Source organism: Amycolatopsis lexingtonensis (genome assembly GCF_014873755.1).
Classification (GTDB): domain Bacteria; phylum Actinomycetota; class Actinomycetes; order Mycobacteriales; family Pseudonocardiaceae; genus Amycolatopsis; species Amycolatopsis lexingtonensis.
The window spans coordinates 4,309,864-4,336,136 of the sequence record NZ_JADBEG010000001.1 but is presented as its reverse complement, the minus strand read 5'-3'; the positions used below and the strand labels follow the sequence as shown (position 1 = coordinate 4,336,136).

Here is a 26,273-nt window from a genome sequence, read left to right as displayed (position 1 = left end):
GACGTTAGCCCGTCACCCGGGCGTGCGCAGAGGGTGGCCGACTAGCCTGGCCTGCTGTGCGAGACGACACCGGGGTAATGGGACTGGCCGACGAGGGGCTGACGCGCCGCCTCAAGGCGCTGGCCTGCACCGCGCCGCTGCACGACCTGGACGCGCGGAAGGCGAAGCTCGACTGGGCCGACGCCACGATCTACCAGATGGCCGAGATCGCGCTGCACACGATCGACCAGGTCACCATCGCGATGGACTTCGACACCGGCGCCGGCCACGACGAGGTCATCGACCGGCTGCTGCCGTTCATCGCGCAGCAGGCGCCGTCGCGGATGCCCGAAGAGCACGTCCGCGTGGCCAAGTGGGTGCTGGACAACCTGATCAACGTCGGCACCACCGAGCGCGGTTTCCGGCGCGTCTACGGCTCGATGGGCCCGGGCGGCTACCAGCGCCGCCAGTTCGACTTCAAGCTGCTCGTCGAGCTGGCCGCCCGCGACGGCGAGGTCTACCTCCGCGCCACCGACGAGGCCATCAACGTCCTCGTCGGCGCCCTCGACACCGACGTCGAGTCGGCCCAGATCGCCGCCGAGGTCAAGCTCGAGAACCTCATCAACCGCGGCCGGCTGGCCGACGCGAAGCTCGCCGCCGAGCAGGCCCGCTACCGGACCGTCCAATACGGCGAGACGCTGCGCGCGAAGCTCGACTCGACCCGCCGCGACGTCCGGTCGGTCGACTGGGAACGCGAGGTCCCAGAGCTGCTCGACAGCGCGCTGAGCCACATCGAGACCCGGTTCCGCGCCGAGAACGCCATCCTCAAGAACATCACCACCGCCCGCGACGAGACCGAGGACCTCGACCGCAAGCGCCGCGCCGCCGAGCTGGTCGACATCGTCGGCGACTGCATCCGCCGCCACACCCGCCTGCAGTCCCGGCTCGCCGACGCGGGCGCGGTGTTCCGCGCCGAGCAGGACCGCCAGCAGTTCTCCGGCCCGCCCCAGCGCGCCACCCTCGACCTGTTCGGCCAGCTCCTCGTGCCCACCCTGGGCCTCCCGCTGGCCGACGCCGTCGCCCCGGCCGAGCACTTCTTCCACGCCGTCGCCGGGATCACGCCACCGGTCGTGCCGTCGCTGTCCGCGCTGGTCTCGCTGCTGCTGCGGCCCGCGCCCGAGCGCGACCAGCTGATCGGCGAGGTCCCCGAGCCCGAGCTGATGCCCGCCGAGGTCACCGACAAGTTCGGCGACGACGTCTGGCGTGCCGCCGACGAGCTGCTCGACCTGCCCGAAGTGCCGCGACGGCTGTCCGGGCTGCTCGAAGAGGCCCGCCGCACCCGCCGGCCCGGGCTGCCCGCCCTGGTCGCGCTGCGCGCGGTGCACGCCTACAGTCCCGGGGTCGGCGCGGCCCGCCGCCAGGGCGACCGCCAGGTGCTGCTCGCCGTCGACGACGGCACCCTCCTGGACGACCCGGACTTCGGCGGCGCCGACCTGCTGCTGTACACGGCCGCCGTCGAGCGCGCCGACGAAGAAGACAACGAGGAGGTCGCCTGACATGGCGCTGTCCCACAGCAGCGTGGACGCCGAAGCCGCGGCCCGGCTGGTCGCCTTCGGCATGCGGCCGAAGCAGCTGCCCGCGCGTGACGTCGTCTACGGCGACCTCGTGCGCCGCTACGGCGAGGACAACGCGTTCAAGGCGCTCACCCACGCCGTCGCCGCCGGGCTCGGGCTCATGGTGCTGGAGGTCAACCAGCAGGCCGGCGCGGTCCTCGCGGCCACCGACGAGTCCGTCTTCGAGATCAAGATGGACTCCTATGCGCGCCAAGCCAAGATCCGCGAGCGCCGCGAGACGGAGAAGGTCCTGCACGGCCTGATCCACCTCGCCACCGCCGCGCTCGGCTACCCGCGGCCCGACGACCTGGCCAACGACACCTACATCGGCCGCGTCAGCGTCGAGCAGGTCGACGCGATGGTCCGCGAGGCCGCCCGCATGCTCGACGAACGCGCCGCGGCGGCCGAAGCCAACAACGACCCGCTGGCCGACGCACCCGAGCTGGAACAGGCGTGGCGCGCCTACGCCCGCCGTCCGGCCGCGGCCGCCACCAAGGACGGGCGCCTCGCCGCCGACACCACCCGCGGCATGGTCAGCCGCGCCCTGCGCTTCCTCGCCGACCAGGGCTTCCTGGTCCCGGTGAGCGACGAGCAGGGCGGCACCTACCGGACCACGCCGCGCTACCAGATCCAGGTCCGCGAGCTCGCGGCCGACGCCGCCTTCGACGACCTGCTCGCGCTCGACGTCGTGGCGGTCGCGAACGCCGGGGGCACGCTGCGCGCGGCGTCCTCGGACACGCTGTAGAGGGGAATCGATGTACGAGCTTTCGCGGGTCCGCCTGCATTCGGTGGGCCCGGCGGGTGCCCGCTACCAGGACGTCGTGCTCGACTTCAGCGGCGTCGGCGCCAAGATCACCGCGCCGCAGCAGGACGCGCTGTTCAGCGCCGGCATCCACGCGACCGGGCCGGCCGAGCTGCGCCGCCCGTCGCCGGCGAGCGTGCTGTTCCTGGAGAACGGCGGCGGCAAGTCCGTGCTCATCAAGCTGATCTTCTCGGTGATGCTGCCCGGCCGCCGCCAGGTCGTCGGCACCACGAGCACGAAGGTCCTCGAGAAGTTCGTCGCCGCCAAGGACGTTTCGCACGTCGTGCTGGAGTGGCTGCACGTCGAGAGCGGCCACCGGATCATCACCGGGAAGGTTTCCGAGTGGCGCGGGCACGTCGTGTCCGCCGACTCCGAGAACCTCGTCGACTCCTGGTACTGCTTCCGCCCGACGCCGGCGCTGGGGCTCGATTCCCTGCCGATGACGCAGGACGGCCGGCTGCTCACCATGTCCGGCTTCCACGACAAGCTCACCGCCGCGCAGCTGGCCGAGCCCGAGCTGGAGCTGTCCTGGACCCGCCGCCACCACGAATGGACCGGCCGGCTCGACAGCCTCGGCCTCGACACCGAGCTGTTCCGCTATCAGCGCGCGATGAACGCCGGCGAAGGCGAGGCGGCGGACGCGTTCGCCTTCGGCACCGACGACGCGTTCGTCGAATTCCTGCTGCGCGCGGTCGTTTCCGAGGACGAGCCGAAGGACCTCGCCGAGGTCGTCGCGACCTACGCCCACAACTTGGCCCAGCGCGGAGACCTGCTGTCGGAGCGGGACTTCGTCGCGGGCGCCCTGGAACTGCTCGGTCCGCTGGCCGCCGAAGAAGGCGTCGCCGCGGAGTCGCGGAAGATCGCCGCGGCCGCGAAGGCCGACATGGCCGCGCTCGCCGGCCGCGTCGTCGCGCGGAACGAGCTCGAGAACGCGCGGCTGTCCGGGCTCGAAGACCACGTCACCGAGGTCAAGTCCGCCGAGAAGCTCGCCGAGGGCGACCACCGGCGGCTCGCCGCGGCCGTCACGGAGCTGCGCCGCCTGGTCGCCGTGCTGCGCCTGGAAGAGGCCCAGGAAGCCCGCAAGCGCGTCGACGCCGAACTGGCCGCGGCGAAAACCGAAGCCGAAGCCTGGCGCGAGACGGCGACCGTGCTCAACCAGCTGAACGCGGCCCGCAAGGCGAAGGACCTGCGCGAGCTCGTCGGCAGCCGGGAAGAGAAGGCACGGCCGGCTCTGCAGGCGCGCAACGACGCCGCGTCCGCGCTCGCCCGCGGGTTGCACGCGCTGGCGCAGGACGCCCAGCGCCAGGCGGACAAGGCCGAGGCGCACGCGGGCGCGTTGCGCGCCGAAGCCGAGAAGGCGCAGACCGAACGCGACGAAGCCGCCAACCTCGCGGCCGCCCGCCGGGCCGAGGCGCGCGGGCTGACCACGCGGATCACCGAGCTGCGCGAAGAGGTCCAGAACGCCGTCCGCGCCGGGCTGCTGCCCTCGGGCGCCGACGTCGCCGACGCTTCGCGCACCGCTCGCTCTGCGGCTGAGCAGGCCGCTTCGGAACTGGCCCGCCGGGAACAGGAACTCGACCGCGTCGCCGCGGATCTCCAGGCGGCGCAACGGGCCGTGAACGAGGCCCACCAGCTCGCGGGCACCACCCAGGACCGCTTCGAGCGCGCCACCGAGGACCTCGACCGGGCCCACCGCCGGACCGACGCGCTCGCCGCCGAAAGCCGGCTGGTCGAGCTGCTCGGCGCGGACGACGTCGCCCTGGAAAGCGACCTGCCGGTGCTGCTGGAACGGCTGCGCGAAGCGAGCGCGGCCGTGGAGAAGGAGCAGACCGCGCTGCGGATGGAGGAGTCCGCGGACGAGCGGGCCCTCGCGGCGCTGGGGTCGGGCGGGCTGCTGCCGCCGCCCGAAGACGTCCAGGCCGCGTTGGACGCGCTGGAAGAAGCCGGGATCACGGCGTGGTCCGGCTGGCGTTATCTGTCCAAATTGGACGCTGGTCGGCGGTCCGAGGTCCTGGAAAGCCTGCCGCAGCTGGTGTCCGGCGTCCTCCTGAACGACGCCGCGCACGTGGATCGCGCCCGCGAAGTGCTCACGAAGCGGCGGTTGCTGCCGTCCGCGACCATCGCCGTCGGCACCACCGAAGCGCTCCTGGCCGAGGTGCCCGCCGCGCCCGGCGTCGAGTTCCTGGTGCCGCCGAACCCCGCGATGTACGACGAAGAAGCCGCGGACGCCGAGCGGGAAGCCGTGGCGCGGCGGCACACCGAGCGGCAGCGGCGGCTGGAGGCGTTGTCCGCCAAGCTGTCCGCCGACGGTGCCCTCACGTGGAAGCTCACCACCTGGCGCGAGGACTACCCGCCCGGCGCCGTCGCGACGCTGGCCGAGCAGGCGCACGCGGCCCGGTCCGCCCGGGAGACCGCGCGCACCGCGCTGGAGCAGGCCGAGGCGGAATTCGCGCGGCTGAGCGAAAAAGCGGCGTCGCTGCGGGAGCGCGTCCCCGAGCTGCGGGCGGCCGCGGCCGAGGCGGAGGAACGGGCCCGGCGGCTCGGCGAGCTGGGTGCGCGCAGCGCCCGGATCGCGGAGTGGACCGAAGAGGTCGAGCGCGCGACCGAGATCGCCGAGCGCGCCGACCTCCAGGCGTCCGACGCGGCGGGCAAGGCCGCACGGCTGCGCGAACAGGCGGGGGAGGAGCAGCGCACCGCCGACGGGCACCGCCGGACCGCGACCACGGCGCGGGCGGAGCTGGCTGAGGTGCCGGGCGCGGCCGAGGCGGCCGACGGCCCGGTGCCGTCCGAGCCGGTCGACGCGCTGCGGCGGACCTACCTGTCGGCGTCGGAGTCCTACGCGAAGGTCGAGGTCGGCAGTGACCTGCGGGCCGAGCTGGAGCAGGCCGAATCCGCCGAAGCCGCGGCGGGCTCGGCCGTCGAGTCGCTCGACGCGGCCGTCCGGGCGCGGGCGGCGGAGCTGCTGGAGACCCCCGACGGGTCCGACGCTTCAGCCCGCGCGGCCGCGTTGGCGCGCGCTCGCCGGGTCGTCGACGGGTGCGAAGACGAGCGCACCGAGGCCATCGGGCTCGTCTCGACGCGGCGCGCGGAGCTGGACTCGCTGCCGGTGCAGACCGGCGCGACGGGGGAGAAGCCGCGCGACATCGAGCACGGCCTGGAGCTGATCGACGCGGCCGGGCTGGAGGCGTCCGCGGCCGCCCGGAAGTGGGAAGAGCTGCAGGAACGCCGGGCGGCGGCGGAAGCGACGCTGGAATCGGCGAAGAACTCGGCGTCGGGCTTCTCGCTGCTCGCGGAGTCGATGGCGCACCTGGTCACCGACACCGACGCCGCGGCCTACGACGGCGACGTCGAGACCGCGCGCGCCCAGCACACCCGCCTGAACGCGACCTTCACCGAGGCCCAGGAAGCCGCCGACGCGGGCGACCGGCGGGTGCGCGCGGCCGCCGACCAGCTGGCGCAGTACGCGACGGAGAAGCGGTTCGAGAAGCTGAGCACGCCGGTGCGCCAGCAGGTCATCTCGGTCAAGCGCGACCAGCTCCCGGCACACGCCGCGGAGTGGGCCGAAGCGCTGCGGCCGCGCCTGCGGTCGCTGACCGACGACCTCGCGCAGATCGACCGGCACCGCGGCGGCATCATCACGCGCCTGCAGGGCATGGTCGACGGCGCGCTCCGGACGTTGCGCTCGGCGCAGCGCGTCTCCCGGCTGCCCGACGGCCTCGGCGACTGGTCCGGGCAGGAGTTCCTCCGCATCCGCTTCACCGAGCTGGAGGACAACGCGCTCGCCGAGAAGCTCGGCGAGGTCGTCGACGAGGCCGCCGCCGGCAAGACCGCCGACGGGCGGGACGTCAAGCGCGACGGGCTTTCCCTGGTGCTGCGCGGGGTCCGGGCCGCGGCGCCCAAGGGGTTCCGCGTCGACATGCTGAAGCCGGACTCGGTGCTGCGGACCGAACGCCAGCGCGTCTCGGAGATCCGGGACGTGTTCTCCGGCGGCCAGCAGCTGACCGCGGCGATCATCCTGTACTGCACGCTGGCGGCGTTGCGCGCCAACAACCGCGGCAAGGCCCGCAACCGGCACTCGGGCGTGCTGTTCCTGGACAACCCGATCGGCCGCGCGTCGGCCGGGTATCTCCTGGAGCTGCAGCGGGCGGTGGCCGAAGCGCTGGGCGTGCAGTTGATCTACACGACCGGCCTGTTCGACGCGGGCGCGCTGTCGGAGTTCCCCCTCATCGTGCGGCTGCGCAACGACGCCGACCTGCGCGCGGGCCGGAAGTACCTGTCGGTCGACGCCACCATCCGCACCTCGATGGACGACCTGGGCGACCCGGACGGCGTCGCGCGGCTGTCCGCGACACGGATGTTCACGCGGCCGGCCGAGGACGGCGAGGATTCCGCCGAGGACGAACAGACGGCGTGACGGGAACAAGCCGCGGCGCCCGGTGGTTCCTCCGCGCATGACGAAGCTGGGGCCGCTGGGGGCCACCCACACCGCGCTGGACACCGATGCCGCCGTGGCGACCGCGGCGGAATTGGAGGAGCTGGGCTACTCCACGCTGTGGCTGCCCGGCGGGCAGGGGAACAACCTGCCGCGCATCGCCGAGGTGGTCCGCGGGACCTCGCGGGTCCAGGTGGCGAGCGGCATCCTGTCGGTCGACCGGGTGCCGGCCGCCGCGGTGGCCGCGACGTACGCGGACCTGCCCGCCGGCCGGTTCACCGTCGGTCTCGGCGGCGCGCACGGGCCGCGTCCGCTGGCGGCGCTGAACGACTACCTCGACGAGATCGAGGATGTCGTGCCGCCGTCCGCGCGGATCCTCTCGGCGCTCGGGCCGCGGATGCTCGGGCTGGCCCGCGACCGCGCTTCGGGCGCCTACCCGTACCTGGTCACGACGGACTACGTCGCGTCGGCGCGGGAGATCCTCGGCACGGGCCCGCAGCTTTCGGTGCTGTTGAACGTGGTGGCGGAGACCGACGTCGCCGCGATGCGGGAGACCGTCCGCGGCGGGTCGCTGAAGTTCCTGGCCGGCGTGCCGGGCTACGCGGCCAACTTCCGGCGGATGGGCTTCTCCGATGAGGACGTCGCGGGCTTGTCGGACCGGCTGGTCGACGGCGTCACGGTGTGGGGCGACTTCGACGCCGTCGTGGCGCGGCTGCGGGAGTTCCGGGCCGCGGGGGCGGATCAGGTGGTCGTCCCGCTCGCCGCGCTGCCGCGGGAGTGGTGGCCGGGACTGGTGGAGGCGATCCGGTGAGCACGGCCCGGGCCCGGGGGCTCTCGCACGCGCCCCCGGCGGAGGTCTCGCTGCAGGACGCGCTGGCCGCGGTCGCCGATCCGGTGCGCCGCAGCATCCTGCGCGAGCTGGCCGCCGTGCCGGAGTGGACGAAGGCGTGCGGGACGTTCGACCTGCCGGTGGCGAAGGCGACCCGCAGCCACCACTTCGCGGTGCTGCGCGCGGCGGGCCTGATCGAGCAGCGCGACGAGGGTTCGCGGCGGCTGAACCGGTTGCGGCGCCCCGAATTCGACGCGGCCTTCCCCGGGTTGCTCGACCTGGTGCTCAGTCACCCCGGCCGGTGAACGCCAGCCCGGTGCCGAGGCCGATCATGACCAGGCCGCCGGTGCCACCGACCATTTCGAGCCGCTTCGGCGAGCGGGCGAACCAGGCGCGCGCGGTGCCGGCGACCAGCGCCCACGCGCTGTCGGTCGCGAGCGCGATCGCCGGCAGGCAGAGCCCGAGCACCAGCATCTGCGCGGGCACGGAGCCGGCCGCGGGGTCGACGAACTGGGGGAGCAGCGCCGCCAGGAACACGATCGACTTCGGGTTCGCGAAGCCGACGATGAAGCCGTCGCGCAGGACGGTGAGCACGCGCCCCGGCGTGGCGCGCACCTTCGCGGCCATCGCGTCGGTGAGCTTCCGGCGGTGCCGGACCGCCTGGATCCCAAGGTAGACGAGGTAGGCGGCACCGGCGATCTTGACCGCGGTGAACACCGCGGCCGACGTCGTGACGAGCGCGCCGAGCCCGAACGCGACGGCGACGACCTGCGTGTACACGCCCACGGAGTTGCCGACGACGGTGAGCAGCGCGTCCCGGCGCCCGACGGTGAGCGCGCGGCTGATGGTGAACAGCACGCTCGGCCCGGGGACCACGACCATGAGGAACGTCAGCGCGGCGAACGCCGCCAAGTGCGCACCGGAGACCATGGCGCGAGACTATCCGCTGGTCGCGGGGGTGACCAGGCGTTTTTGTCGGTGCGGGGTGGTAGGAAAACGGGGTGCCTCCGAAGATCAGTACCGAGCAGCGCCGGGCCCGCCTCGCCCGCCGCCACCACCTCGCCGCGCCCGCCTCGAGCGTGGCGGAAGCGGTGGCGGGGATCGTCGCCCTGCACGCGACCGACCCGGCGACGGTCCACCTCTCGGCCTCCGCGCGGCTGGCCGCTCCCGCGGTGTCCGTTGTGGAGCAGGCGTTGTACGCCGACCGGACACTGCTCCGGCTGCTCGGCATGCGGCGCACGGTCTTCGTGACGGACCTGGAGACGGCGGCGCTCGTGCAGGCCGGGTGCGCCACGGACATCCTGGTGAAGCAACGGAAACTGCTGGAGCAGCACCTCGGCAGGCAGGGGCATCCGGAGAACGTCCCGGAGCCGGAGAAGTGGCTGGCTTCGGTCGAAGCTTCGGTGGAAGAGGCGCTGCGCGCGCGGGGTTCGGCGTCGGCGCAGCAGCTGAGCGAGGACGAGCCCCGCCTGCGCCAGCAGCTGCTGATGGCGGCGGGGAAGCCGTACGAAGCGATCGGCAACGTGACGAGCCGGGTCCTGTTCCTGCTGGCCGCGGGCGGCCGGATCGCGCGGGGGAGGCCGCGCGGGAGCTGGCTCAGCACGCAGTACGTCTGGCACCCCCTGGACGAGTGGGTACCGGGCGGCTTGCGCTCGTGGGAGCCGGACGATGCCCGCGTCGAACTGGCCCGCCGCTGGCTACGCGCGTACGGCCCGGCACCGGTGTCCGACCTGCGGTGGTGGACGGGCTGGACGGCGGGGCAAACGAAGAAGGCTCTCGCTGGATTGCCGGTCACCGAGGTCGACCTCGAGGGCACGCCCGGGGTGGCACTGACGGACGACCTGGAGCCGGTGCCGGAGCCGGACCCGTGGGTGGCGTTCCTCCCGGCACTGGACCCGACCCCGATGGGCTGGCAGGACCGCGACTGGTTCCTGGGCCCCCACCGGCCCGCACTGTTCGACCGCAGCGGCAACATCGGCCCGACGATCTGGTCCGCCGGCCGGGTGGTCGGCGGCTGGGCCCAGCACCCCTCGGGCGAGATCGTCTGGCGGCTGCTGGAGGACGTGGGTACGGAGGTCTCGGCGAAGGTGGCGGAGGAGGCGGAGCGCTGCGCGGGTTGGTTTGGCGAGGTCCGGGCGGTGCCCCGGTTCCGGACCCCGCTGGAACGGGAGCTGTCGGGCTAGCTCTGGCATTTCGCACCCTGCAGTTCCTCTCGGTCGCCGAACCGTCCCCGGAGCGGGCCGGCTCGCTCCCGAATCCCTCGCGAACCTCACCCGCCGTTCGCGGGTGAGCTGCCGAGCCACACTCGGCCGCGAGCCGAGCGGCCCGACGGGTCCCACACCCGAGCGCACCCGCCGTCTCGGCCGCCGCTGGATCGGTCGAGTCATGGACCTCACGCCCGGCCCGGAGCGCGCCCGCCCCACCCCCGAAACCCGCCTCGAAATCCCGCCATCGCCTGAATCGATCCAGTCGCGAAAGCCGTCTCCCCGCCGTCGGCCGCCAGGCAATCGCCGCACCCCGCACACCCAGCCGGAACCGGTCCCGGCCCCCCGACCACCCACCCCCACCGGTCCGCCGTGGTCCACCCCCGGGAACTCCAGCAAAATCACCAGGCTTCTTAATCGATTCTTGACCCGTTCGCCAAGTGGTGGAAGTCTCGTCAGGGCAGTCAGGGACGCGCATGCCCGCACGCTAGGGTTGCCGCGAGCCCGCAAGTCACGGCCGGACGCCCCGGCCGATCCTCAGAGGAGTGGCAGCAGTGACCGTTCGCGTAGGTGTCAACGGCTTCGGCCGGATCGGCCGCAACTTCTTCCGCGCCGTCAAGGCGAGCGGCCACGACATCGAGGTGGTCGCGTTCAACGACCTCGGCGACGTCGCCACCATGGCCCACCTGCTGAAGTACGACTCCATCCTGGGCCGGTTCCCGGGTGAGGTCAGCGTCAGCGACGAGGGCATCGTCGTGGACGGCAAGACCATCAAGGCTCTCGCCGAGCGCGACCCGGCCAACCTGCCCTGGGGCGACCTGGGCGTGGACGTCGTCGTCGAGTCGACCGGCTTCTTCACCAACGCCGACGCCGCCAAGGCGCACATCGCCGGCGGTGCCAAGAAGGTCATCATCTCCGCGCCCGCCAAGGGCGAGGACCTGACCGTGGTGCTCGGCGTCAACGACGACAAGTACGACGGCTCGCAGGTCATCATCTCCAACGCCTCCTGCACCACCAACTGCCTCGGCCCGCTGGCCAAGGTGCTGAACGACGAGTTCGGCATCGAGCAGGGCCTGATGACCACGATCCACGCCTACACGCAGGACCAGAACCTGCAGGACGGCCCGCACAAGGACCTGCGCCGCGCCCGCGCCGCCGCCCTGAACGTCGTCCCGGCCTCGACCGGTGCGGCCAAGGCGATCGGCCTCGTGCTGCCGGAGCTGCTGGGCAAGCTGGACGGCTACGCGCTGCGCGTCCCGGTCCCGACCGGCTCGGCCACCGACCTCACCGTGACCCTGAAGAAGTCCGCCACGGTCGACGAGATCAACGCCGCCTACAAGGCCGCCGCCGAGGGCCCGCTGGCCGGCATCCTGCGCTACTCGGTCGACCCGATCGTGTCCTCGGACATCGTCACCGACCCGGCGTCCTGCATCTACGACTCGCCGCTGACCAAGGTCATCGGCAACCAGGTCAAGGTCGTCGGCTGGTACGACAACGAGTGGGGCTACTCCAACCGCCTCGCGGACCTGATCAAGCTCGTCGGTTCGAAGCTCTGAGCCGGATGACCGTCAAGAACCTCGACGACCTGCTGGGCGAGGGCGTTCAGGGCCGGTACGTACTCGTGCGTTCCGACCTGAACGTCCCGCTCGACGGGGATCGCATCACCGACGACGGCCGGGTCCGCGCGGCGCTGCCGACGATCAAGAAGCTCGCCGACGCGGGCGCGAAGGTCGTCGTCACCGCGCACCTCGGCCGCCCGAAGGGCGAGCCGGACCCGAAGTACACCCTCGCGCCCGTCGCCAAGCGGCTCTCCGAGCTGCTCGGCGCCGAGGTCGCGCTGGCCGGTGACCTGGTCGGCGAGTCCGCGAAGGCGCTGACCGGCGGCCTGGCCGACGGCGGTGTCGTCCTGCTGGAGAACGTGCGCTTCGACGCGCGCGAGACCAGCAAGGACGCCGTGGACCGCTCCGAGCTGGCCGCCGAGCTGGGCGCGCTCGTCCCCGGCGGCGCGTTCGTGTCCGACGGCTTCGGCGTCGTCCACCGCAAGCAGGCCTCGGTCTACGAGGTCGCTTCGGTGCTCCCGGCGTACGCGGGCGGCCTGGTGCTGGCCGAGCTGGACGTGCTGAAGAAGCTGACCGACGACGTCAAGCGGCCGTACGTGGTCGTGCTCGGCGGCGCGAAGGTGTCCGACAAGCTCGGCGTCATCGCGAACCTGCTGACCAAGGTCGACCGGCTGCTCATCGGCGGCGGCATGGCGTACACCTTCCTCAAGGCCCAGGGCCACGAGGTCGGCCAGTCGCTGCTGCAGGCCGACCAGCTCGACCAGGTCAAGGGCTTCCTCGCCGAGGCGGAGAAGCGCGGCGTCGAACTGGTCCTGCCGGTCGACGTCCTGGCCGCGACGGAGTTCTCGGCCGACGCCGAGCACGAGGTCGTCGACGCCACCGCCATCCCGGCCGACCGCCAGGGTCTCGACATCGGCCCGCGCAGCCGCGAGCTGTTCGCGAGCAAGCTGGCCGACGCCAAGACCGTGTTCTGGAACGGCCCGATGGGCGTGTTCGAGTTCGACGCGTTCTCGGGCGGCACGCGTGCCGTCGCCGAGGCGCTCGTGAAGAGCGACGCGTTCACCGTGGTCGGCGGCGGCGACTCGGCCGCCGCGGTGCGGCAGCTGGGCCTGCCCGAAGACGGCTTCTCGCACATCTCCACCGGCGGCGGTGCCTCGCTGGAGTACCTCGAAGGCAAGGAACTGCCGGGCGTGACCGCCCTGGAGGAGAAGAACTAGTGGCACGCAAGCCGTTCATCGCCGGCAACTGGAAGATGAACCAGAACCACCTCGAGGCGATCGCGCTCGTCCAGAAGATCGCCTTCGCGCTGCCGGAGAAGTACTACGCGAAGGTCGACGTGGCGGTGCTGCCGCCGTTCACCGACATCCGCAGCGTGCAGACCCTGGTCGACGGCGACAAGCTGTCGCTGACCTACGGCGCCCAGGACATCGCGCCGCAGGACTCGGGCGCCTACACCGGTGACATCTCCGGCCTGATGCTGGCGAAGCTGGGCTGCAAGTTCGTCGCCGTCGGGCACTCGGAGCGGCGCGAGTACCACGCCGAGACCGACGAGCTGGTCAACAAGAAGGTCAAGGCCGCGCTCAAGCACGGCATCACGCCGATCCTCTGCATCGGGGAGAAGCTCGAGGTCCGCGAGGCCGGCGAGCACATCCACCACACCACGACGCAGCTGATCGAGGGTCTGAAGGGCCTCAAGGCCGAGCAGGTCCAGAGCGTGGTCGTCGCGTACGAGCCGGTCTGGGCGATCGGCACCGGCAAGGTCGCCTCCTCGGCCGACGCAGAAGAGGTCTGCAAAGCCATCCGGGCGACCCTCCAGGAGAAGTACGGCGACGAGGTCGCTTCGTCCGTCCGGGTGCTCTACGGGGGGTCGGTGAAGTCGGGCAACATCAGCGAGCTGGTGGGCTGCGAGAACATCGACGGTGCCCTGGTCGGCGGAGCGAGCCTCGACGGCGAGGAGTTCACGAAACTCTGCGCACTCGCCGCGGGCGGGCCGCTGCCCTGATCGAGGCCACGACCGGGTAACCTGTGTATCCGGTCCGTCACACAGCAGTGGACGAGTCCAGGGGTACGGTGGAGGTCGGAAACGACCATGCCGTACCCCTGCATTCTCCTAGAGCCCAGAGGATGACATGAAGCTGTTCCTGCAAATCCTGTTGATCGTCTCCAGCGTCCTGCTGGTGGTCGCCGTGCTGCTGCACCGTGGCCGGGGCGGTGGCCTGTCGTCGCTGTTCGGCGGTGGGATGCAGTCGAGCCTGGCCGGGTCGAGCGTGGCCGAGAAGAACCTCGACCGGATCACCCTGCTGCTGGGCGCGGTCTGGCTGATCAGCATCGTGGGCCTGGGTCTGCTGCTCAAGGTGTGACGCGTCCGGCGTCCCGCCGCGATCGCGACCGGATCCGACGGCGGAACGCGCGATTCGGCGTGCCTATAGGGGGGCGCGCCGCCGATTCCTAGGTGTGAGGATTCATGGTTGGCGGTAACGCGATTCGGGGCACCAGGGTGGGTGCCGGTCCTACGGGCGAATCGGAACGGGGTGAATCGGCGCCACGGCGCCGCGTAGCTTATTGGTGCGCCAACGGCCACGAGGCCCGGCCGTCGTTCGCGCTCGACGCGGAAATCCCCGACGAGTGGGACTGCCCCCGCTGCGGGCTTCCGGGTGGGCAGGACGAGAAGAACCCGCCGGCCGCGCCGCGGACGGAGCCCTACAAGACACACCTGGCCTACGTGAAGGAGCGCCGCAGCGACTCCGACGGCGAGGCCATCCTGGCGGAGGCGTTGGAGCGCCTGCGCAAGCGCCGGGAAATCCTCTAAGCGGACCGAGTAGGAAACCACCCCGCGGGACTCCTCGGGGTGGTTTTTCGCGCGCCTGGACCTGAGCAGCCCCCGTTTTCCACGTTACCGGGGAGCACCGACAGTTCCGCGCGCCGAAAGGGGACGGCCGCGCGCTCCCGGAACGCCATGAACTCAGCCGCCGGTGACCCGCTCGCCCCACAGTGGGTGTGGCTGCTCGGTCTGGTGTTGCAGGTCTGGACGCACCCAATGTGGCCTTCGGTGCGTCAGACGCACCGAAGGCCACATTGGGTCGCATTCGCCGGTTGCCGCCAAGCTGAGTGCTCAGCGCGGCTTCAGCGGTCCAGCGGGTACCGGGCCCGCACCCGGAAGCCGCCGTCCTTCGACTTCGACGTCTCGAAACTGCCGCCCAGCAGGCGTGCCCGCTCCGCCAGGCCGGTCAGCCCGTGGCCGCCCGAGGGGAGGGATTCGCCCGGCCGGCTCGCGCGGTCGTTGCGGACCTCGATCTTGAGCGCGCCGTGCTCACCCTGGATGCGGATGGTCGCCGTCGCGCCCGGGGCGTGCTTGTGGACGTTCGTCAGGCACTCCTGGACCGTCCGGTACGCCGCCGCCGAGACCTGGTTGGGGAGGGCCTCCGGGAGGTGCTCCACGGACAGGTGCACCGGGACCTCCGAGGTCCGGATCAGCCGGTCGAGGTCGTTGATCCCGGGACGCGGGCCGTCGTCGTCGGCGCCCGCGCGCAGCACGCTCAGCAGCGAACGCAGTTCCTCGAGCGTCCGCTTCGACAGCGTCCGGATGACCTGCGCGGTCTCCTGCGCCCGGTCGTCCGTCGTCTGGGCCTGCAGCGCGCCGGCCTGCATCGCGATCAGCGTGATCTGGTGGGACACCACGTCGTGCATCTCGCGGGCCAGCCGGGCGCGCTCTTCGGCGCGGACGGCGTCGGCGTGGAAGCGGCGCTCGCGGTCGCGGCTCGTGGCCAGCTCGGCGAGCTTGTTCGCGACCTCGGCCCGCGCCCCGATGAGGAGGCCGATTGCGATCGGCATGCCGGCGACGAGGACGCCGTAGATGCCGTCGAGGATGTGCTCACGCCAGCTGAGCTCGGCGAAGTCCTCCAGGGGCCACTGCACGAAGCGGCAGATCCACACCAGCGCCGCGCCGACCCAGACCTGCCAGTGCAGCTGGCGGCGGGTGGCGAGCATGCCGAGCGTGATCATCGAGGCGAGCTGCGCCCAGCCGGCCAGGAAGCCGGGGACCGCGACGAGCACCGCGAGGAAGGGGAACTTCCGCCGGAACACCACCGCGAGGCAGGCGGCGCCGGAGAGCCAGATCGAATACGGCTGGGCCTTCTCGGGGATCACCAGCCAGACGTCGAGCACCGCCAGGATGACCGCGGCCGCCTCGATGGCGAACGTGACCACGGCGGGCCGGGGTAGCGAGCCGAACACGCTCAGCCCCCGCTTCCGAACCCGCTCGGCGGCCGACGGCCCCGAGCTCGCGATCGAGATGCCTGGAATCGAGAGTCCCTCTGTACTCATCGCTGGCGACCCCATTCGTCTTGTGGACTTGTTGGTGAGAGGTGCTCAGGGCCCGATCGGGACGCGCAGCAACGAACAAATGTGCGGATGCTAACGAGGTCACGTACGAAGACAGTAAGTTTCACCCGCCGTCGGTGTTCCGGCGTCCGGATTCCGTAACGACTTGGTCCGAAAGGGGGATAGCCGCCAGTGGGTGCTACCCAGAGTGGGATTAGTGCTGCTCTGCGTGTACCCGGACGACCACATCGTGGGAATCATGTTACCCACGTGTGGTCGTCCGGCGGAAGTTCTTCAGGCCGCCATCGAGTGGAGGTCGTCGCTGAGCAGGTCGTCTAGACCGCTCGCGCACGCCTTCGCGGTTTCGATCGACCGCGGCAGCATCCCGGCCTCGTACGCCATGACCGCCTCGTCCACGCTCGGCGCCGTCGCCAGCGCGGTCGCGAGCTCGGTGCCGTCGAGGAGGGCGAGGTTCGCGCCGACCCCGAGCGGCGGCATCAGGTGGGCCGCGTCGCCGAGCAGCGTGAGGCCCGGCGTGTGCGTCCACGCGTGGGGGACCGGCAGGACGTGCAGCGGCCGGTGGGTGAACCCGCCGTCGACGTCGGCCAGGAACCGGAGCACCTCCGGGTGCCAGCCGGCGTAGCGCTCGAGCAGGTTCGCGCGCACAGCTTCGGTGTCGGCGAAGTCGAGGCCCGCGTGCCAGTTCTCGGGGGCGTAGAACACGGCGTAGCAGCGGACGTCGCCGTTGCTCGTGCGCTGCGCGAAGAGGGCGTGCCCGCCCGTCTTGGTCACCATCGTGCCGTGGCCGGTCAGTGCCGCGAGGTCCGAGGCGCCGTCGTGGCCGAACTCGACGAACGTGACGCCGCTGTAGACCGGCCGGACGCCGGTCAGGGCCTGGCGGACGCGCGACCACGCGCCGTCCGCGCCGATGACGAGGTCGAAGTCCCGGGTCCCGCCGTCCGCGAAAGCCAGCTGGGCGCCGGAGACGCCGGTGATCGCCTGTCCCCACTGGACGGTGCCGGGCGCGAGCGAGTCCAGGAGGAGGCCGCGGAGCTGGCCGCGGTCGATTTCGGGGCGGAAGTCGCCTTCGGGGGTTTCGTCGATGACGACTTCGGCGGTGTGCGGGTCGAGGGCGCGCATCTGCTGCCCCTCGGGGCGGGCCAGTTCGCGGAACCGGTCGTGCAGGCCGGCGGTGCGGAGGGCGACCTGGCCGGTGTCGCCGTGCATGTCGAGCGTGCCGCCTTGGGGGCGGGCCTCGGCCGACGCTTCTTGTTCGAAAACGGTGACGTCGACGCCGTGCAGCTGCAGGACGCGGGCACAGGCCAGGCCGCCGAGGCCGGCGCCGACGATCGCGATGGAGTTCATGGCTTCCCCCTGGAAGTCCGGGGCCGCCGGCTCGTCCGGCGGCCTGAAGCCAGAAAAGCACAGTGACTCAAAAAGTGCAACGACTCAACTTTTGAAGTGAGTCCACCATCACGTAGGCTGGCGGCATGACCGAAGTGATCGGGCGCCGCGAGCGCAAGAAGGCGCAGACGCGGCAGGCACTGGCCGACGCCGCGCTGAAGCTGTTCCTCGAACGCGGCTACGACGAGGTCGGGGTGAAGGAGGTCGCGGACGCCGCCGACGTCTCGGTGACGACGCTGTTCAAGTACTTCCCCAGCAAGGAAGCGCTGCTGTTCGACCAGGACGACGACATCGAGGCGGCCCTGGTCGCCGCGGTCCACGGCCGCCCGCCGGGCCACACGATCGTGGACGCCCTGCGCAAGCACATTCTCCGCGACGTCTCCGACGGCGGCCCGGACGAGGAGTTCCTGCGGCTGATCGAGAGCACCCCGGCCCTGCGCGAGTACGGCAGGCGCATGTGGATGCGCCACGAGACGGCGCTGGCCCGCGCCATCGCGGAGGAGTCGGGCGCCCCGGCGGACGACATCCGGTCCGCGGCCCTCGCGAGGTTCGCACTGGCGTCCCGCGACCTGATCACGGCCCACGAAAACCCGCGCTGGGCGGCGGAGGAGATCTTCGGCTGCCTGGAGCGCGGCTGGCGCACGGAGTGAGCCCGGAAAAACGGGAAGGCCCCCTGCCGAAGCAGAGGGCCTTCACGAACCACCGGAAAGCTACGCCGTGGGGGGCTGGTAGACCTTCGTCAGCTTCCCCGCCGCGGCCCGGTCGAGCAGCCACAGCGTCCGCCGGTGCCCGCGAGCCCCGGCCACCGGCAGCTGGACTTCCCCGGCGCCCGACAGCGCCAGCGCCACTGCGTCGGCCTTCGCCTCGCCGGCCGTCATCAGCCAGACGTCACGCGCCCGCCGGATGGCCGGCAGCGTCAGGGAAACCCGCGTGGGCGGCGGCTTCGGGCAGTTGCGCACCGCCACCACCGACCGCTCGGTCTCGTACACCGCAGGCGACTCCGGGAACACCGACGCCGTGTGGCCCTCGCCGCCCAGGCCGAGCAGCATGATGTCGAACGTCGGCACGTTGCCGTGGTCCTCCGGTCCCGCGTTGTCCGCCAGCACCGACGCGTAGGACGCCGCCGCCGCGTCGACGTCGGAACCGAACTCGCCGTCCGACGCCGCCATCGCGTGGACCCGCTTGGGGTCCAGCGGAACGTGGTCCAGCAGCGCCTCGCGGGCCTGCTTCTCGTTCCGCTCGTCCGAATCCGCCGGGACGAACCGCTCGTCGCCCCAGTAGATGTCGAGGCGGGACCAGTCGATCGCGTCGCGGGCCGAGGAAGCACGCAGCTCCGACAGCACCGCGATGCCCGTCCCGCCGCCGGTCAGCACCAGGGACGCCGTGCCCTTGGCCGCCTGGACGTCCACCAGCCGGGTGACCAGCCGGGCGGCCGCCGCGGCGGCCAGGAGGTCCTGGTTCGCGTAGACGACTACTTCCGTCTTGCTCATTTCTTGGCACCGGCCGCGGCGGCGGCAGCAGGCGAGGTGACCTCGGCCTTCGGCGGGGCTCCCGTCTTGCCGTTCGTGCCCGTGGCGATCTTGCCGAGGCCGTGCAGGGCCGCCTCGTAGATCTCGTCCGGGTCGAGCCGGCGGAGCTCCTCGATCAGGCAGTCCTGGTTGTTGCGGCGCTGGAGGGCGATGCGGCGGGTCGGCTGGCCCGGCTGGGTCAGCGTGCCGACGCGGCCGTCCGGGCGGTGCAGCTCCACCGGCCCGGAGCGGCGGTCCAGGGTCACCGAGATGATCCCGGCCGCGCCCGCGCTCTTCACGCGCTTCACCGGCGCCTTCAGGTACTCCGCCAGCCAGCCGGCCAGCAGCTCGGTGGACGGCGAGTCGGCCTCGCCGGTCACCGTCGCGCCGGTGATCTTCTCGAATGGCGGCAGGTCCAGCGCCGACACCAGCTGCGCCCGCCAGCGGGTCAGCCGGGTCCACGCCAGGTCGGTGTCGCCCGCGGTGTACGCCTTCGCGCGCGTCGTCAGGGCCCGGACCGGGCTCTTCTCCGCGGCGGAGTCGGTGATCCGGCGCTGCGCCAGCTGGCCCAGCGGGTCGTTCGCCGGGTCCTTCGGGCCGGCGCCCGGCCACCAGCAGACGATCGGCGCGTCCGGCAGCAGCAGCGGCACCACCGCGCTCTGGCCCTGCGCGGCCAGCGGGCCGTAGAGCCGCAGCACGATGACCTCGCTCGCGCCGGCGTCGCCGCCGACGCGGATCTGGCCGTCGATGCGCGGGGCCGCGGTGCGGGCGCCCTTGGCCACCACGATCACCCGCGACGGGTGCTCGCGGCTCGCGCCGTTGGCCGCTTCGATCGCCTCTTCGAGCTTGGCGTCGTCGTCGGCCACGATCACCAGCGTCAGCACCCGCCCGAGCGCGACTTGCCCGCCCTGTTCGCGGATCTCCACCAGCTTCTTGTTCAACGCCGACGTCGTGGTGGACGGCAGGTCGATGATCACGGGCGCCTCCATTTCCGGCCGGTGCGCTCCAGCATTTCGTCGGCGGACGGCGGGCCCCAGGTGCCCGGCGGGTACTGCTCGGGCGCGCCTTCCTTGGCCCAGTGCTCCAGGATCGGGTCCAGGATCTTCCAGGACAGCTCGACCTCTTCGTTCACCGGGAACAGCGACGGCTCGCCCAGCAGGACGTCGAGGATCAGGCGCTCGTAGGCCTCGGGGGACGACTCGGTGAACGCGTGCCCGTAGCCGAAGTCCATCGTGACGTCGCGGACCTCCATGGTGGTGCCCGGCACCTTCGAACCGAACCGCAGCGTGATGCCCTCGTCCGGCTGGACCCGGATGACCAGGGCGTTCTGCCCCAGCTCCTCGGTCGACGTCGAATCGAACGGCAGGTGCGGCGCCCGCTTGAACACGACGGCGATCTCGGTGACGCGGCGGCCGAGCCGCTTGCCGGTGCGCAGGTAGAACGGCACCCCGGCCCAGCGGCGGTTCTGCACCTCGAGGGTCACCGCCGCGTAGGTCTCGGTCTTCGAGTCCTTCGCGAAACCCTCTTCCTGCAGCAGGCCCGGCACCTTCGTGCCGCCCTGCCAGCCGCCCGCGTACTGGCCGCGCGCGCTCGTCTTGTTCAGCGGTCCCAGCGGCTTGGTGCCCGAGAGCACCTTGATCTTCTCCGCGCGCAGGGCCCGCGGCTCGAACGACAGCGGCTCCTCCATCGCGGTGAAGGCCAGCAGCTGCAGCAGGTGGTTCTGGATGACGTCCCGGGCGGCGCCGATGCCGTCGTAGTACCCCGCGCGGCCGCCGAGGCCGATGTCCTCGGCCATGGTGATCTGCACGTGGTCGACGAAGTTGGCGTTCCAGATCGGCTCGAACAGCTGGTTCGCGAAGCGCAGCGCCAGGATGTTCTGCACCGTCTCCTTGCCGAGGTAGTGGTCGATGCGGAACACCGACTCCTCGGGGAAGACGTCGTTGACGATCGCGTTCAGCTCTTCGGCGCTCTTCAGGTCGTGCCCGAAGGGCTTCTCGATGACCACGCGCCGCCACGTCTTGTCGTCGGCGTTCGCCAGCCCGGAGCGGGCCAGCTGCTTGGTCACCACCGGGAACGCGCTCGGCGGGATCGACAGGTAGAACGCGGTGTTGCCGCCGGTGCCGCGTTCCTGGTCGAGGTCCTTGACCGTCTGCGCGAGGCGGTCGAAGGCGTCGTCGTCGTCGAAAGTGCCCTGCACGAACCGGATGCCTTCGGCGAGCCGGTTCCACACCGACTCCTTGAACGGCGTCCGCGCGTGCTCCTTGACCGAGTCGTGCACGAGCTCGCCGAAGTCCTGGTGCTCCCAGTCGCGCCGGGCGAACCCGACGAGCGAGAAGCCCGCGGGCAGCAGCCCGCGGTTGGCCAGGTCGTAGATGGCGGGCATCAGCTTCTTGCGGGCCAGGTCGCCGGTGACACCGAAGATCACCAGGCTGGACGGCCCGGCGATCCGGGGGAGCCGCTTGTCCCGCGGATCGCGAAGGGGGTTGCTCCACGTCATGCGCCGACCTCCTGTACCGCGCGGACGACCGCCGCGAGGCCCGCGGCCCGGTCGGTCAGGTGCAGGCGCAGCACCGGGCGGCCGTGCTCGGCGAGCACCTGCCCGTCGCCCAGGGCCTGCGCGTGCTGGAGCCGGCCCAGCGTGTAGGGCCGGTCGGGCACGTCGAGGTCCTGCTCGACGGCGCCGGTCAGCTGCAGGAACACGCCGTTCTGGTGCCCGCCCTTGTGGTACTGGCCGGTGGAGTGCAGGAACCGCGGTCCCCAGCCGTACGTCGTCTGCTTCCCGGTGCGCTTGGCGATTTCGCCGCGCAGCAAGGACGTCGAGGCGTCGTCGAGGCGGTCGAGGTAGGCCTGCACGGCGATGTAGCCCGCGTCCGGCGCCGAGGCGAAGAACGCCCGGAGCACGTCGGTCAGGCTGCCGTCCGTGGCCACCCCGTCGCTGCCGAAGATCTCGACGACACCGTCCACATTGGACGCGGTCTCGCCGCCCTTCAGCTTCTCCGGGTCGTCCAGCAGCGCGCGCGCCGCCTTCTTCGCGGCCTCGACGTCGGGCTGGTCGAACGGGTTGATCCCGAGCAGCCGGCCGGCGAGCGCCGTGGCGAACTCCCACAGCAGGAACTGCGCGCCCAGCGAGCCGGTCACGGAGATCTTCGCCGCACCCTGCGGGGCGCCGACCGCGGTGGCCGTGGCGTCGTCGCCGGCGTCGGCGAAGCCGGGCGCCTCCGGACTCTCGACCGCGACCGGCAGCAGGCCGGTGCCCTGCTTGCCGGTGGACTCGGCGATCAGCTGCTCCGCCCAGTCCGGGAAGCCCTTGATGCCGGAGCCGGTGTCGGCCAGCACGACCTTTTCGGCGCCCGCTTCGTGCGCGGCGGCCCACGCGGCGGCCAGCTTGACCGCTGGGTTGGCCGCGTCGTCCGCGGCGAGTTCCTCAGCCACCGAAGCGGCCTGGTCGAGCAGCCGGGCGACGTCCGCGCCGGCGAGGCCGGCCGGGACGAGCCCGAACGCGGTCAGCGCCGAGTAGCGGCCGCCGACGTGCGGGTCGGCGAGGAAGACCTTGCGGTAGCCCTCCTTTTCGGACAGTTCCTGGAACGGCGAGCCCGGGTCGGTGACGACCACGATCCGCCGCGCCGCGTCGATCCCCGCGTCGGCGAAGGCCTTCGCGAAGATCCGCCGGTGGCTGTCGGTTTCGACGGTGCCGCCCGACTTCGACGACACCACGATCACCGTGCGCTCGAGGTCGCCGGCGAGCGCGTCGGCGACCTGGCCCGGGTCGGTGGTGTCGAGGACGGTCAGCGGCACGCCGTCGGTCGCCGTGATCACCTCGGGCGCCAGCGACGAGCCGCCCATGCCGGCCAGCACGACGCGGTCGACGCCTTCGGACCGCAGTTCGGTCCGCAGCGCCTCGATCTCGCCGATCAGCGGCCGTGACGACTTGTGCAGCGTCGTCCACGACAGCCGGATCGACGCTTCGGGCTCGGCGTCCGGTCCCCACAGCGTCGCGTCCTGCGCCGCCAGCTTCGACGCGGCCTGGTCGGCGACCAGCCGGTCGGCCAGCGGCGCGGCGCGCTCCGCCAGTGCGGCGTCCACGATCTCGACGCCGGTCTTTTCCCCTGTCGTCATGTCGTGCTTCAGCCCTTCGCCTTCTCGAGCTGCCCGTTCACGGTCTCCAGAAGTTCGGTCCACGACTTCTCGAACTTCTCGACGCCTTCGTTCTCCAGCACCAGGAAGACGTCGGTGATGTCGATGCCGACGGTCGTGAGCTTGTCGAAGACCTCCTGCGCCTCGGCGCCGCGCCCGGTGACCTGGTCGCCCTTGAGCTCAGCATGCTCCGCGACGGCGTCCAGGGTCTTCTCCGGCATGGTGTTGACGGTGTCCTTGACCACCAGGTCGTCGACGTAGAGCGTCGGCGAGTAGTCCGGGTTCTTCACACCGGTCGAAGCCCACAGCGGGCGCTGCGCGTTCGCGCCGTCGGCCGCGAGGGCCTTCCAGCGGTCGGACGAGAACAGCTCCTCGAAGGCCGCGTAGGCGAGCCGGGCGTTGGCGACGGCGGCCTTGCCGCGCAGCGCCTTGGCCTCGTCGGTGCCGATGGAGTCGAGCCGCTTGTCGATCTCGGTGTCCACGCGGGAGACGAAGAACGACGCGACCGAGTGGATGCCGCGCAGGTCGTGGCCGTTGGCCTTCGCCTGCTCCAGGCCGGCGAAGAAGGCCTCGATGACCGCCTTGTAGCGCTCCACGGAGAAGATCAGCGTGACGTTGACGCTGATGCCCTCGGCGAGCGTGGCGGTGATCGCCGGCAGGCCCTCCTGGGTGGCCGGGATCTTGATCAGCACGTTCGGCCGGTCGACGGTCTTCCACAGGTCCTTCGCCTCGGCCACCGTCTTGTCGGTGTCCTTGGCCAGGCGCGGGTCGACCTCGATGGAGACGCGGCCGTCGACGCCGTTCGTGGCGTTGTAGACGTCGCGGAACAGGTCGGCGGCGTTGCGCACGTCGGTCGTCGTCAGGTCCCGGATGGTGGCCTCGACGTCGGCGTTCTGGGCCGCGAGCTCCCGCGTCCGCTCGTCGTAGGCGTCGCCCTTCGACATCGCGTTGGCGAAGATCGTCGGGTTGGTCGTCACGCCGACGACGTGCTTGTCGCGGATCAGGTCCGCGAGGTTGCCGGTGTTCAGGCGTTCGCGCGAGAGGTCGTCGAGCCAGATCGATACGCCGGCTTCGGACAGCTGCGCGAGCTTGTCGGTGCTCATTTGCTGCGTCATCCCCTTCAGTTCTTGGTGTTGGCGATCGAGCGGCGCGCGGCCTCGACGACTGCTTCCGCGGTGAAGCCGAACTCACGGAACAGTGTGGCGGCATCGGCGGAGGCGCCGAAGTGCTCGATCGAAACGTTCACCCCGGCGTCACCGGTGAAGCGGTGCCACGACTGGGCGATCCCCGCCTCGACGGACACGCGGGCCTTCACACCGGCCGGGATGACGGATTCGCGGTAGGCCGCGTCCTGCGCGTCGAACCACTCGACGCACGGCATGGACACGACGCGCGCCTTGACGCCGTCGGCGTCCAGGGTCTTCTTCGCCTCGACGGCCAGCTGGACCTCGGAACCGGTGGCGATGAGGACCACGTCCGGGGTGCCGTCGGAGTCGGCCAGGACGTACCCGCCCTTCGCGACGCCCTCGGCGCTGGTGCCCTCGAGCACCGGCACGTTCTGGCGGGTGAGCGCCAGGCCGGACGGGTGGTGGATGTCCTCCAGCACGGCCTTCCACGCGTACGCGGTCTCGTTGGCGTCCGCCGGGCGGACGACGTTGAGGCCCGGGATCGCGCGCAGCGCGGAGAGCTGCTCGATCGGCTGGTGCGTCGGGCCGTCCTCGCCGAGGCCGATCGAGTCGTGCGTCCAGACGTAGGTGACCGGCGCCTTCATCAGCGCGGCCAGCCGGACCGGCGGGCGCATGTAGTCGGAGAAGATGAGGAACGTCGCGCCGTACGGGCGGGTGCCGCCGTGCAGCGCGATCCCGTTGAGGATCGAGCCCATGGCGTGCTCGCGGACGCCGAAGTGCAGCGTCCGGCCGTACGGGGTGGCGGCCCACATGTCCGTGGCGGCCTTCTCGGGACCGAACGAGTCGGCGCCCTTCATCGTCGTGTTGTTGCTCTCGGCCAGGTCGGCCGAGCCGCCCCACAGCTCCGGCAGCGGCTCGGCGAGGGCGTTGAGCACCTCACCGGAGGCCTTGCGGGTGGCGATGCCCTTGGCGTCCGGCTCCCACTTCGGCAGGTTGTCGGCGAAGCCCTCGGGCAGCGTGCGGGTGGACAGGCGGTCCGCCAGCTTCTTGCGCTCCGGGTTCGCGGCGCCCCACGCCTCGAACTTCTTCGTCCACTCCGCGTGCTCGGCCTTGCCGCGGTCGAGCGCCTGGCGGGTGTGCTTGAGCACCTCGTCCTCGACCTGGAACGACTGCTCCGGGTCGAAGCCCAGGATCTCCTTGACCGCGGCGACCTCTTCGGCGCCCAGCGCGGCGCCGTGCGCCTTGCCGGTGCCCATCTTCTTCGGGGCCGGGTAGCCGATGACGGTCCGCAGCGCGATGAACGACGGGCGGCCGGTCTCGGCCTTGGCGGCCTTGATGGCCTCCTCGATCGCGACGACGTCCTCGCCACCCTCGACGACCTGGGTGTGCCACCCGTAGGCCTCGTAGCGCGCGACGGTGTCCTCGGACAGCGCGATGTTGGTGTCGTCCTCGATCGAGATCTTGTTGTCGTCCCAGAAGACGATCAGGTTGCCCAGCTCCTGGCGGCCCGCGATCGACGAGGCCTCCGAGGTCACGCCCTCTTCGATGTCGCCGTCGGAAGCGACGACGAAGATGTGGTGGTCGAAGATGCTCTCGCCGGGCGCGGCGTCCGGGTCCAGCAGGCCGCGCTCGCGGCGCGCGGCCATCGCCATGCCCACGGCGTTGGCCAGGCCCTGCCCGAGCGGGCCGGTGGTGGTCTCGACGCCGTCGGTGTGGCGGTACTCCGGGTGACCCGGGGTCTTGGAACCCCACTTGCGCAGCTGCTTGAGGTCCTCGAGCTCGAGGCCGTAGCCGGCGAGGAACAGCTGGATGTAGAGGGTGAGGCTCGAGTGGCCCGCCGAGAGGACGAACCGGTCGCGGCCCGGCCAGTTCTGGTCGGCGGGGTCGTGACGCAGCGTGCGCTGGAAGAGCGTGTAGGCCAGCGGCGCCAGGCTCATCGCCGTGCCGGGGTGGCCACTGCCACAGTTTTCGACCGCGTCGGCGGCCAGCACCCGGACGGTGTCCACGGCGCGGGTGTCGGCGTCGGTCCAGTCGGCGGGCACATTGCGCCGGAGGAGTGGGTTGTTCTCGCTGGTAGTGGCGGTTTCGGACACTGAACTCCAACTCCCGGTCATGATGGTTGCGGCTGGTCTTCCTCGTTCCGGTTACCCGTGCGCGCGGCTACCTATCTCAATCGATCCCGAAGGGACGATATTCCTGCTCGCGGCCATGCGCAGGGGCAATCTCGGCCCGTCGCGGTCAGCCTAGTGCTTCGGCCCGTCGAGGACCCGCGATCACCCACGGGATTCACCACGTCTAACATCGGTTCAGGGTTCAGTCCGGCGGGTTCCTCGGCTCCACCACGCCTAACCGAGCTGTGGCC

Annotated in this window: 21 protein-coding genes; 12 read left to right on the top strand and 9 right to left on the bottom strand. The window is 71.6% G+C overall.

Annotated features, from left to right (window positions below; all coding sequences use genetic code 11):
* Positions 1-77: 77 nt before the first annotated feature.
* The 5 genes from H4696_RS19120 to H4696_RS19100 are packed head-to-tail and all read left to right on the top strand — an operon-like array spanning position 78 to position 7,960.
* On the top strand, positions 78-1,535 hold the full coding sequence (locus H4696_RS19120) for a hypothetical protein (RefSeq protein WP_086860821.1): 1,458 nt from the start codon (positions 78-80) through the stop codon (positions 1,533-1,535).
* A 1-nt stretch (position 1,536) separates the two neighbouring features.
* Complete coding sequence (locus H4696_RS19115; RefSeq protein ID WP_086860823.1) at positions 1,537-2,337, top strand: hypothetical protein; 801 nt, start codon at positions 1,537-1,539, stop codon at positions 2,335-2,337.
* Between the two features lie 10 nt (positions 2,338-2,347).
* Positions 2,348-6,808 carry a coiled-coil domain-containing protein gene (locus H4696_RS19110; RefSeq protein ID WP_086860825.1) on the top strand — a complete coding sequence of 1,487 codons (4,461 nt, stop codon included), beginning with the start codon at positions 2,348-2,350 and terminating at the stop codon, positions 6,806-6,808.
* A 37-nt stretch (positions 6,809-6,845) separates the two neighbouring features.
* A complete protein-coding gene (locus tag H4696_RS19105) occupies positions 6,846-7,637 on the top strand; it encodes a TIGR03620 family F420-dependent LLM class oxidoreductase (protein ID WP_192782411.1) in 792 nt (263 codons plus the stop codon).
* The gene (locus H4696_RS19100) at positions 7,634-7,960 is read left to right on the top strand and encodes an ArsR/SmtB family transcription factor (protein WP_086865581.1); all 327 of its coding nucleotides are present in this window, start codon (positions 7,634-7,636) and stop codon (positions 7,958-7,960) included. The genes H4696_RS19105 and H4696_RS19100 overlap by 4 nt, the downstream gene beginning before the upstream one ends.
* Here the strand turns inward: H4696_RS19100 and H4696_RS19095 are convergent.
* Positions 7,941-8,585 (bottom strand): LysE family translocator, encoded by a 645-nt coding sequence (locus H4696_RS19095; protein WP_192782410.1) that lies wholly within the window; start codon positions 8,583-8,585, stop codon positions 7,941-7,943. The genes H4696_RS19100 and H4696_RS19095 overlap by 20 nt on opposite strands.
* Before the next feature lie 71 nt (positions 8,586-8,656).
* On the opposite strand from H4696_RS19095, the gene H4696_RS19090 reads away from it, so the two are divergent.
* From H4696_RS19090 to H4696_RS19065, 6 genes are all read left to right on the top strand, one after another.
* Positions 8,657-9,838 carry a DNA glycosylase AlkZ-like family protein gene (locus H4696_RS19090; RefSeq protein ID WP_192782409.1) on the top strand — a complete coding sequence of 394 codons (1,182 nt, stop codon included), beginning with the start codon at positions 8,657-8,659 and terminating at the stop codon, positions 9,836-9,838.
* A 575-nt stretch (positions 9,839-10,413) separates the two neighbouring features.
* Positions 10,414-11,415 carry a type I glyceraldehyde-3-phosphate dehydrogenase gene (gap, locus tag H4696_RS19085; protein WP_086865673.1) on the top strand — a complete coding sequence of 334 codons (1,002 nt, stop codon included), beginning with the start codon at positions 10,414-10,416 and terminating at the stop codon, positions 11,413-11,415.
* Between the two features lie 5 nt (positions 11,416-11,420).
* Positions 11,421-12,635, top strand: a complete 1,215-nt coding sequence (locus H4696_RS19080) for a phosphoglycerate kinase (protein ID WP_192782408.1) — start codon at positions 11,421-11,423, stop codon at positions 12,633-12,635.
* Positions 12,635-13,420 carry a triose-phosphate isomerase gene (gene tpiA, locus H4696_RS19075; RefSeq protein WP_086856716.1) on the top strand — a complete coding sequence of 262 codons (786 nt, stop codon included), beginning with the start codon at positions 12,635-12,637 and terminating at the stop codon, positions 13,418-13,420. The genes H4696_RS19080 and tpiA overlap by 1 nt, the downstream gene beginning before the upstream one ends.
* Positions 13,421-13,547: 127 nt before the next feature.
* Entirely contained in the window at positions 13,548-13,778 is a 231-nt protein-coding gene (gene secG, locus H4696_RS19070; protein ID WP_003071471.1) for a preprotein translocase subunit SecG, read from the top strand.
* A gap of 104 nt (positions 13,779-13,882) precedes the next feature.
* On the top strand, positions 13,883-14,227 hold the full coding sequence (locus tag H4696_RS19065; RefSeq protein ID WP_086856717.1) for an RNA polymerase-binding protein RbpA: 345 nt from the start codon (positions 13,883-13,885) through the stop codon (positions 14,225-14,227).
* 314 nt (positions 14,228-14,541) lie between these two features.
* Here H4696_RS19065 and H4696_RS19060 read toward each other — a convergent pair whose 3' ends face one another.
* Together H4696_RS19060 and H4696_RS19055 are read right to left on the bottom strand one after the other, a co-directional pair.
* Entirely contained in the window at positions 14,542-15,741 is a 1,200-nt protein-coding gene (locus H4696_RS19060) for a sensor histidine kinase (RefSeq protein ID WP_192782407.1), read from the bottom strand.
* A gap of 291 nt (positions 15,742-16,032) precedes the next feature.
* Positions 16,033-17,103, bottom strand: a complete 1,071-nt coding sequence (locus H4696_RS19055; protein WP_086856719.1) for an FAD-dependent oxidoreductase — start codon at positions 17,101-17,103, stop codon at positions 16,033-16,035.
* Between the two features lie 125 nt (positions 17,104-17,228).
* Here H4696_RS19055 and H4696_RS19050 point away from each other — a divergent pair, with 125 nt between their 5' ends.
* On the top strand, positions 17,229-17,792 hold the full coding sequence (locus tag H4696_RS19050; protein WP_086856720.1) for a TetR/AcrR family transcriptional regulator: 564 nt from the start codon (positions 17,229-17,231) through the stop codon (positions 17,790-17,792).
* Positions 17,793-17,852: 60 nt separating this feature from the next.
* On the opposite strand, the gene pgl is transcribed toward H4696_RS19050, so the two are convergent.
* Genes pgl through tkt form a run of 6 tightly spaced genes read right to left on the bottom strand, consistent with a single transcriptional unit; the run spans position 17,853 to position 26,004 of the window.
* Complete coding sequence (gene pgl / locus H4696_RS19045; protein ID WP_086856721.1) at positions 17,853-18,632, bottom strand: 6-phosphogluconolactonase; 780 nt, start codon at positions 18,630-18,632, stop codon at positions 17,853-17,855.
* Positions 18,629-19,627 (bottom strand): glucose-6-phosphate dehydrogenase assembly protein OpcA, encoded by a 999-nt coding sequence (opcA, locus tag H4696_RS19040; protein WP_086856748.1) that lies wholly within the window; start codon positions 19,625-19,627, stop codon positions 18,629-18,631. Before opcA ends, pgl begins: the two co-directional genes overlap by 4 nt.
* Positions 19,624-21,147 (bottom strand): glucose-6-phosphate dehydrogenase, encoded by a 1,524-nt coding sequence (gene zwf / locus H4696_RS19035; protein ID WP_086856722.1) that lies wholly within the window; start codon positions 21,145-21,147, stop codon positions 19,624-19,626. Before zwf ends, opcA begins: the two co-directional genes overlap by 4 nt.
* A complete protein-coding gene (locus H4696_RS19030) occupies positions 21,144-22,766 on the bottom strand; it encodes a glucose-6-phosphate isomerase (protein ID WP_086856723.1) in 1,623 nt (540 codons plus the stop codon). Before H4696_RS19030 ends, zwf begins: the two co-directional genes overlap by 4 nt.
* Positions 22,767-22,774: 8 nt before the next feature.
* A complete protein-coding gene (tal, locus tag H4696_RS19025) occupies positions 22,775-23,887 on the bottom strand; it encodes a transaldolase (protein ID WP_086856724.1) in 1,113 nt (370 codons plus the stop codon).
* Positions 23,888-23,904: 17 nt separating this feature from the next.
* On the bottom strand, positions 23,905-26,004 hold the full coding sequence (gene tkt / locus H4696_RS19020; protein WP_086856725.1) for a transketolase: 2,100 nt from the start codon (positions 26,002-26,004) through the stop codon (positions 23,905-23,907).
* Positions 26,005-26,273 lie beyond the last annotated feature (269 nt).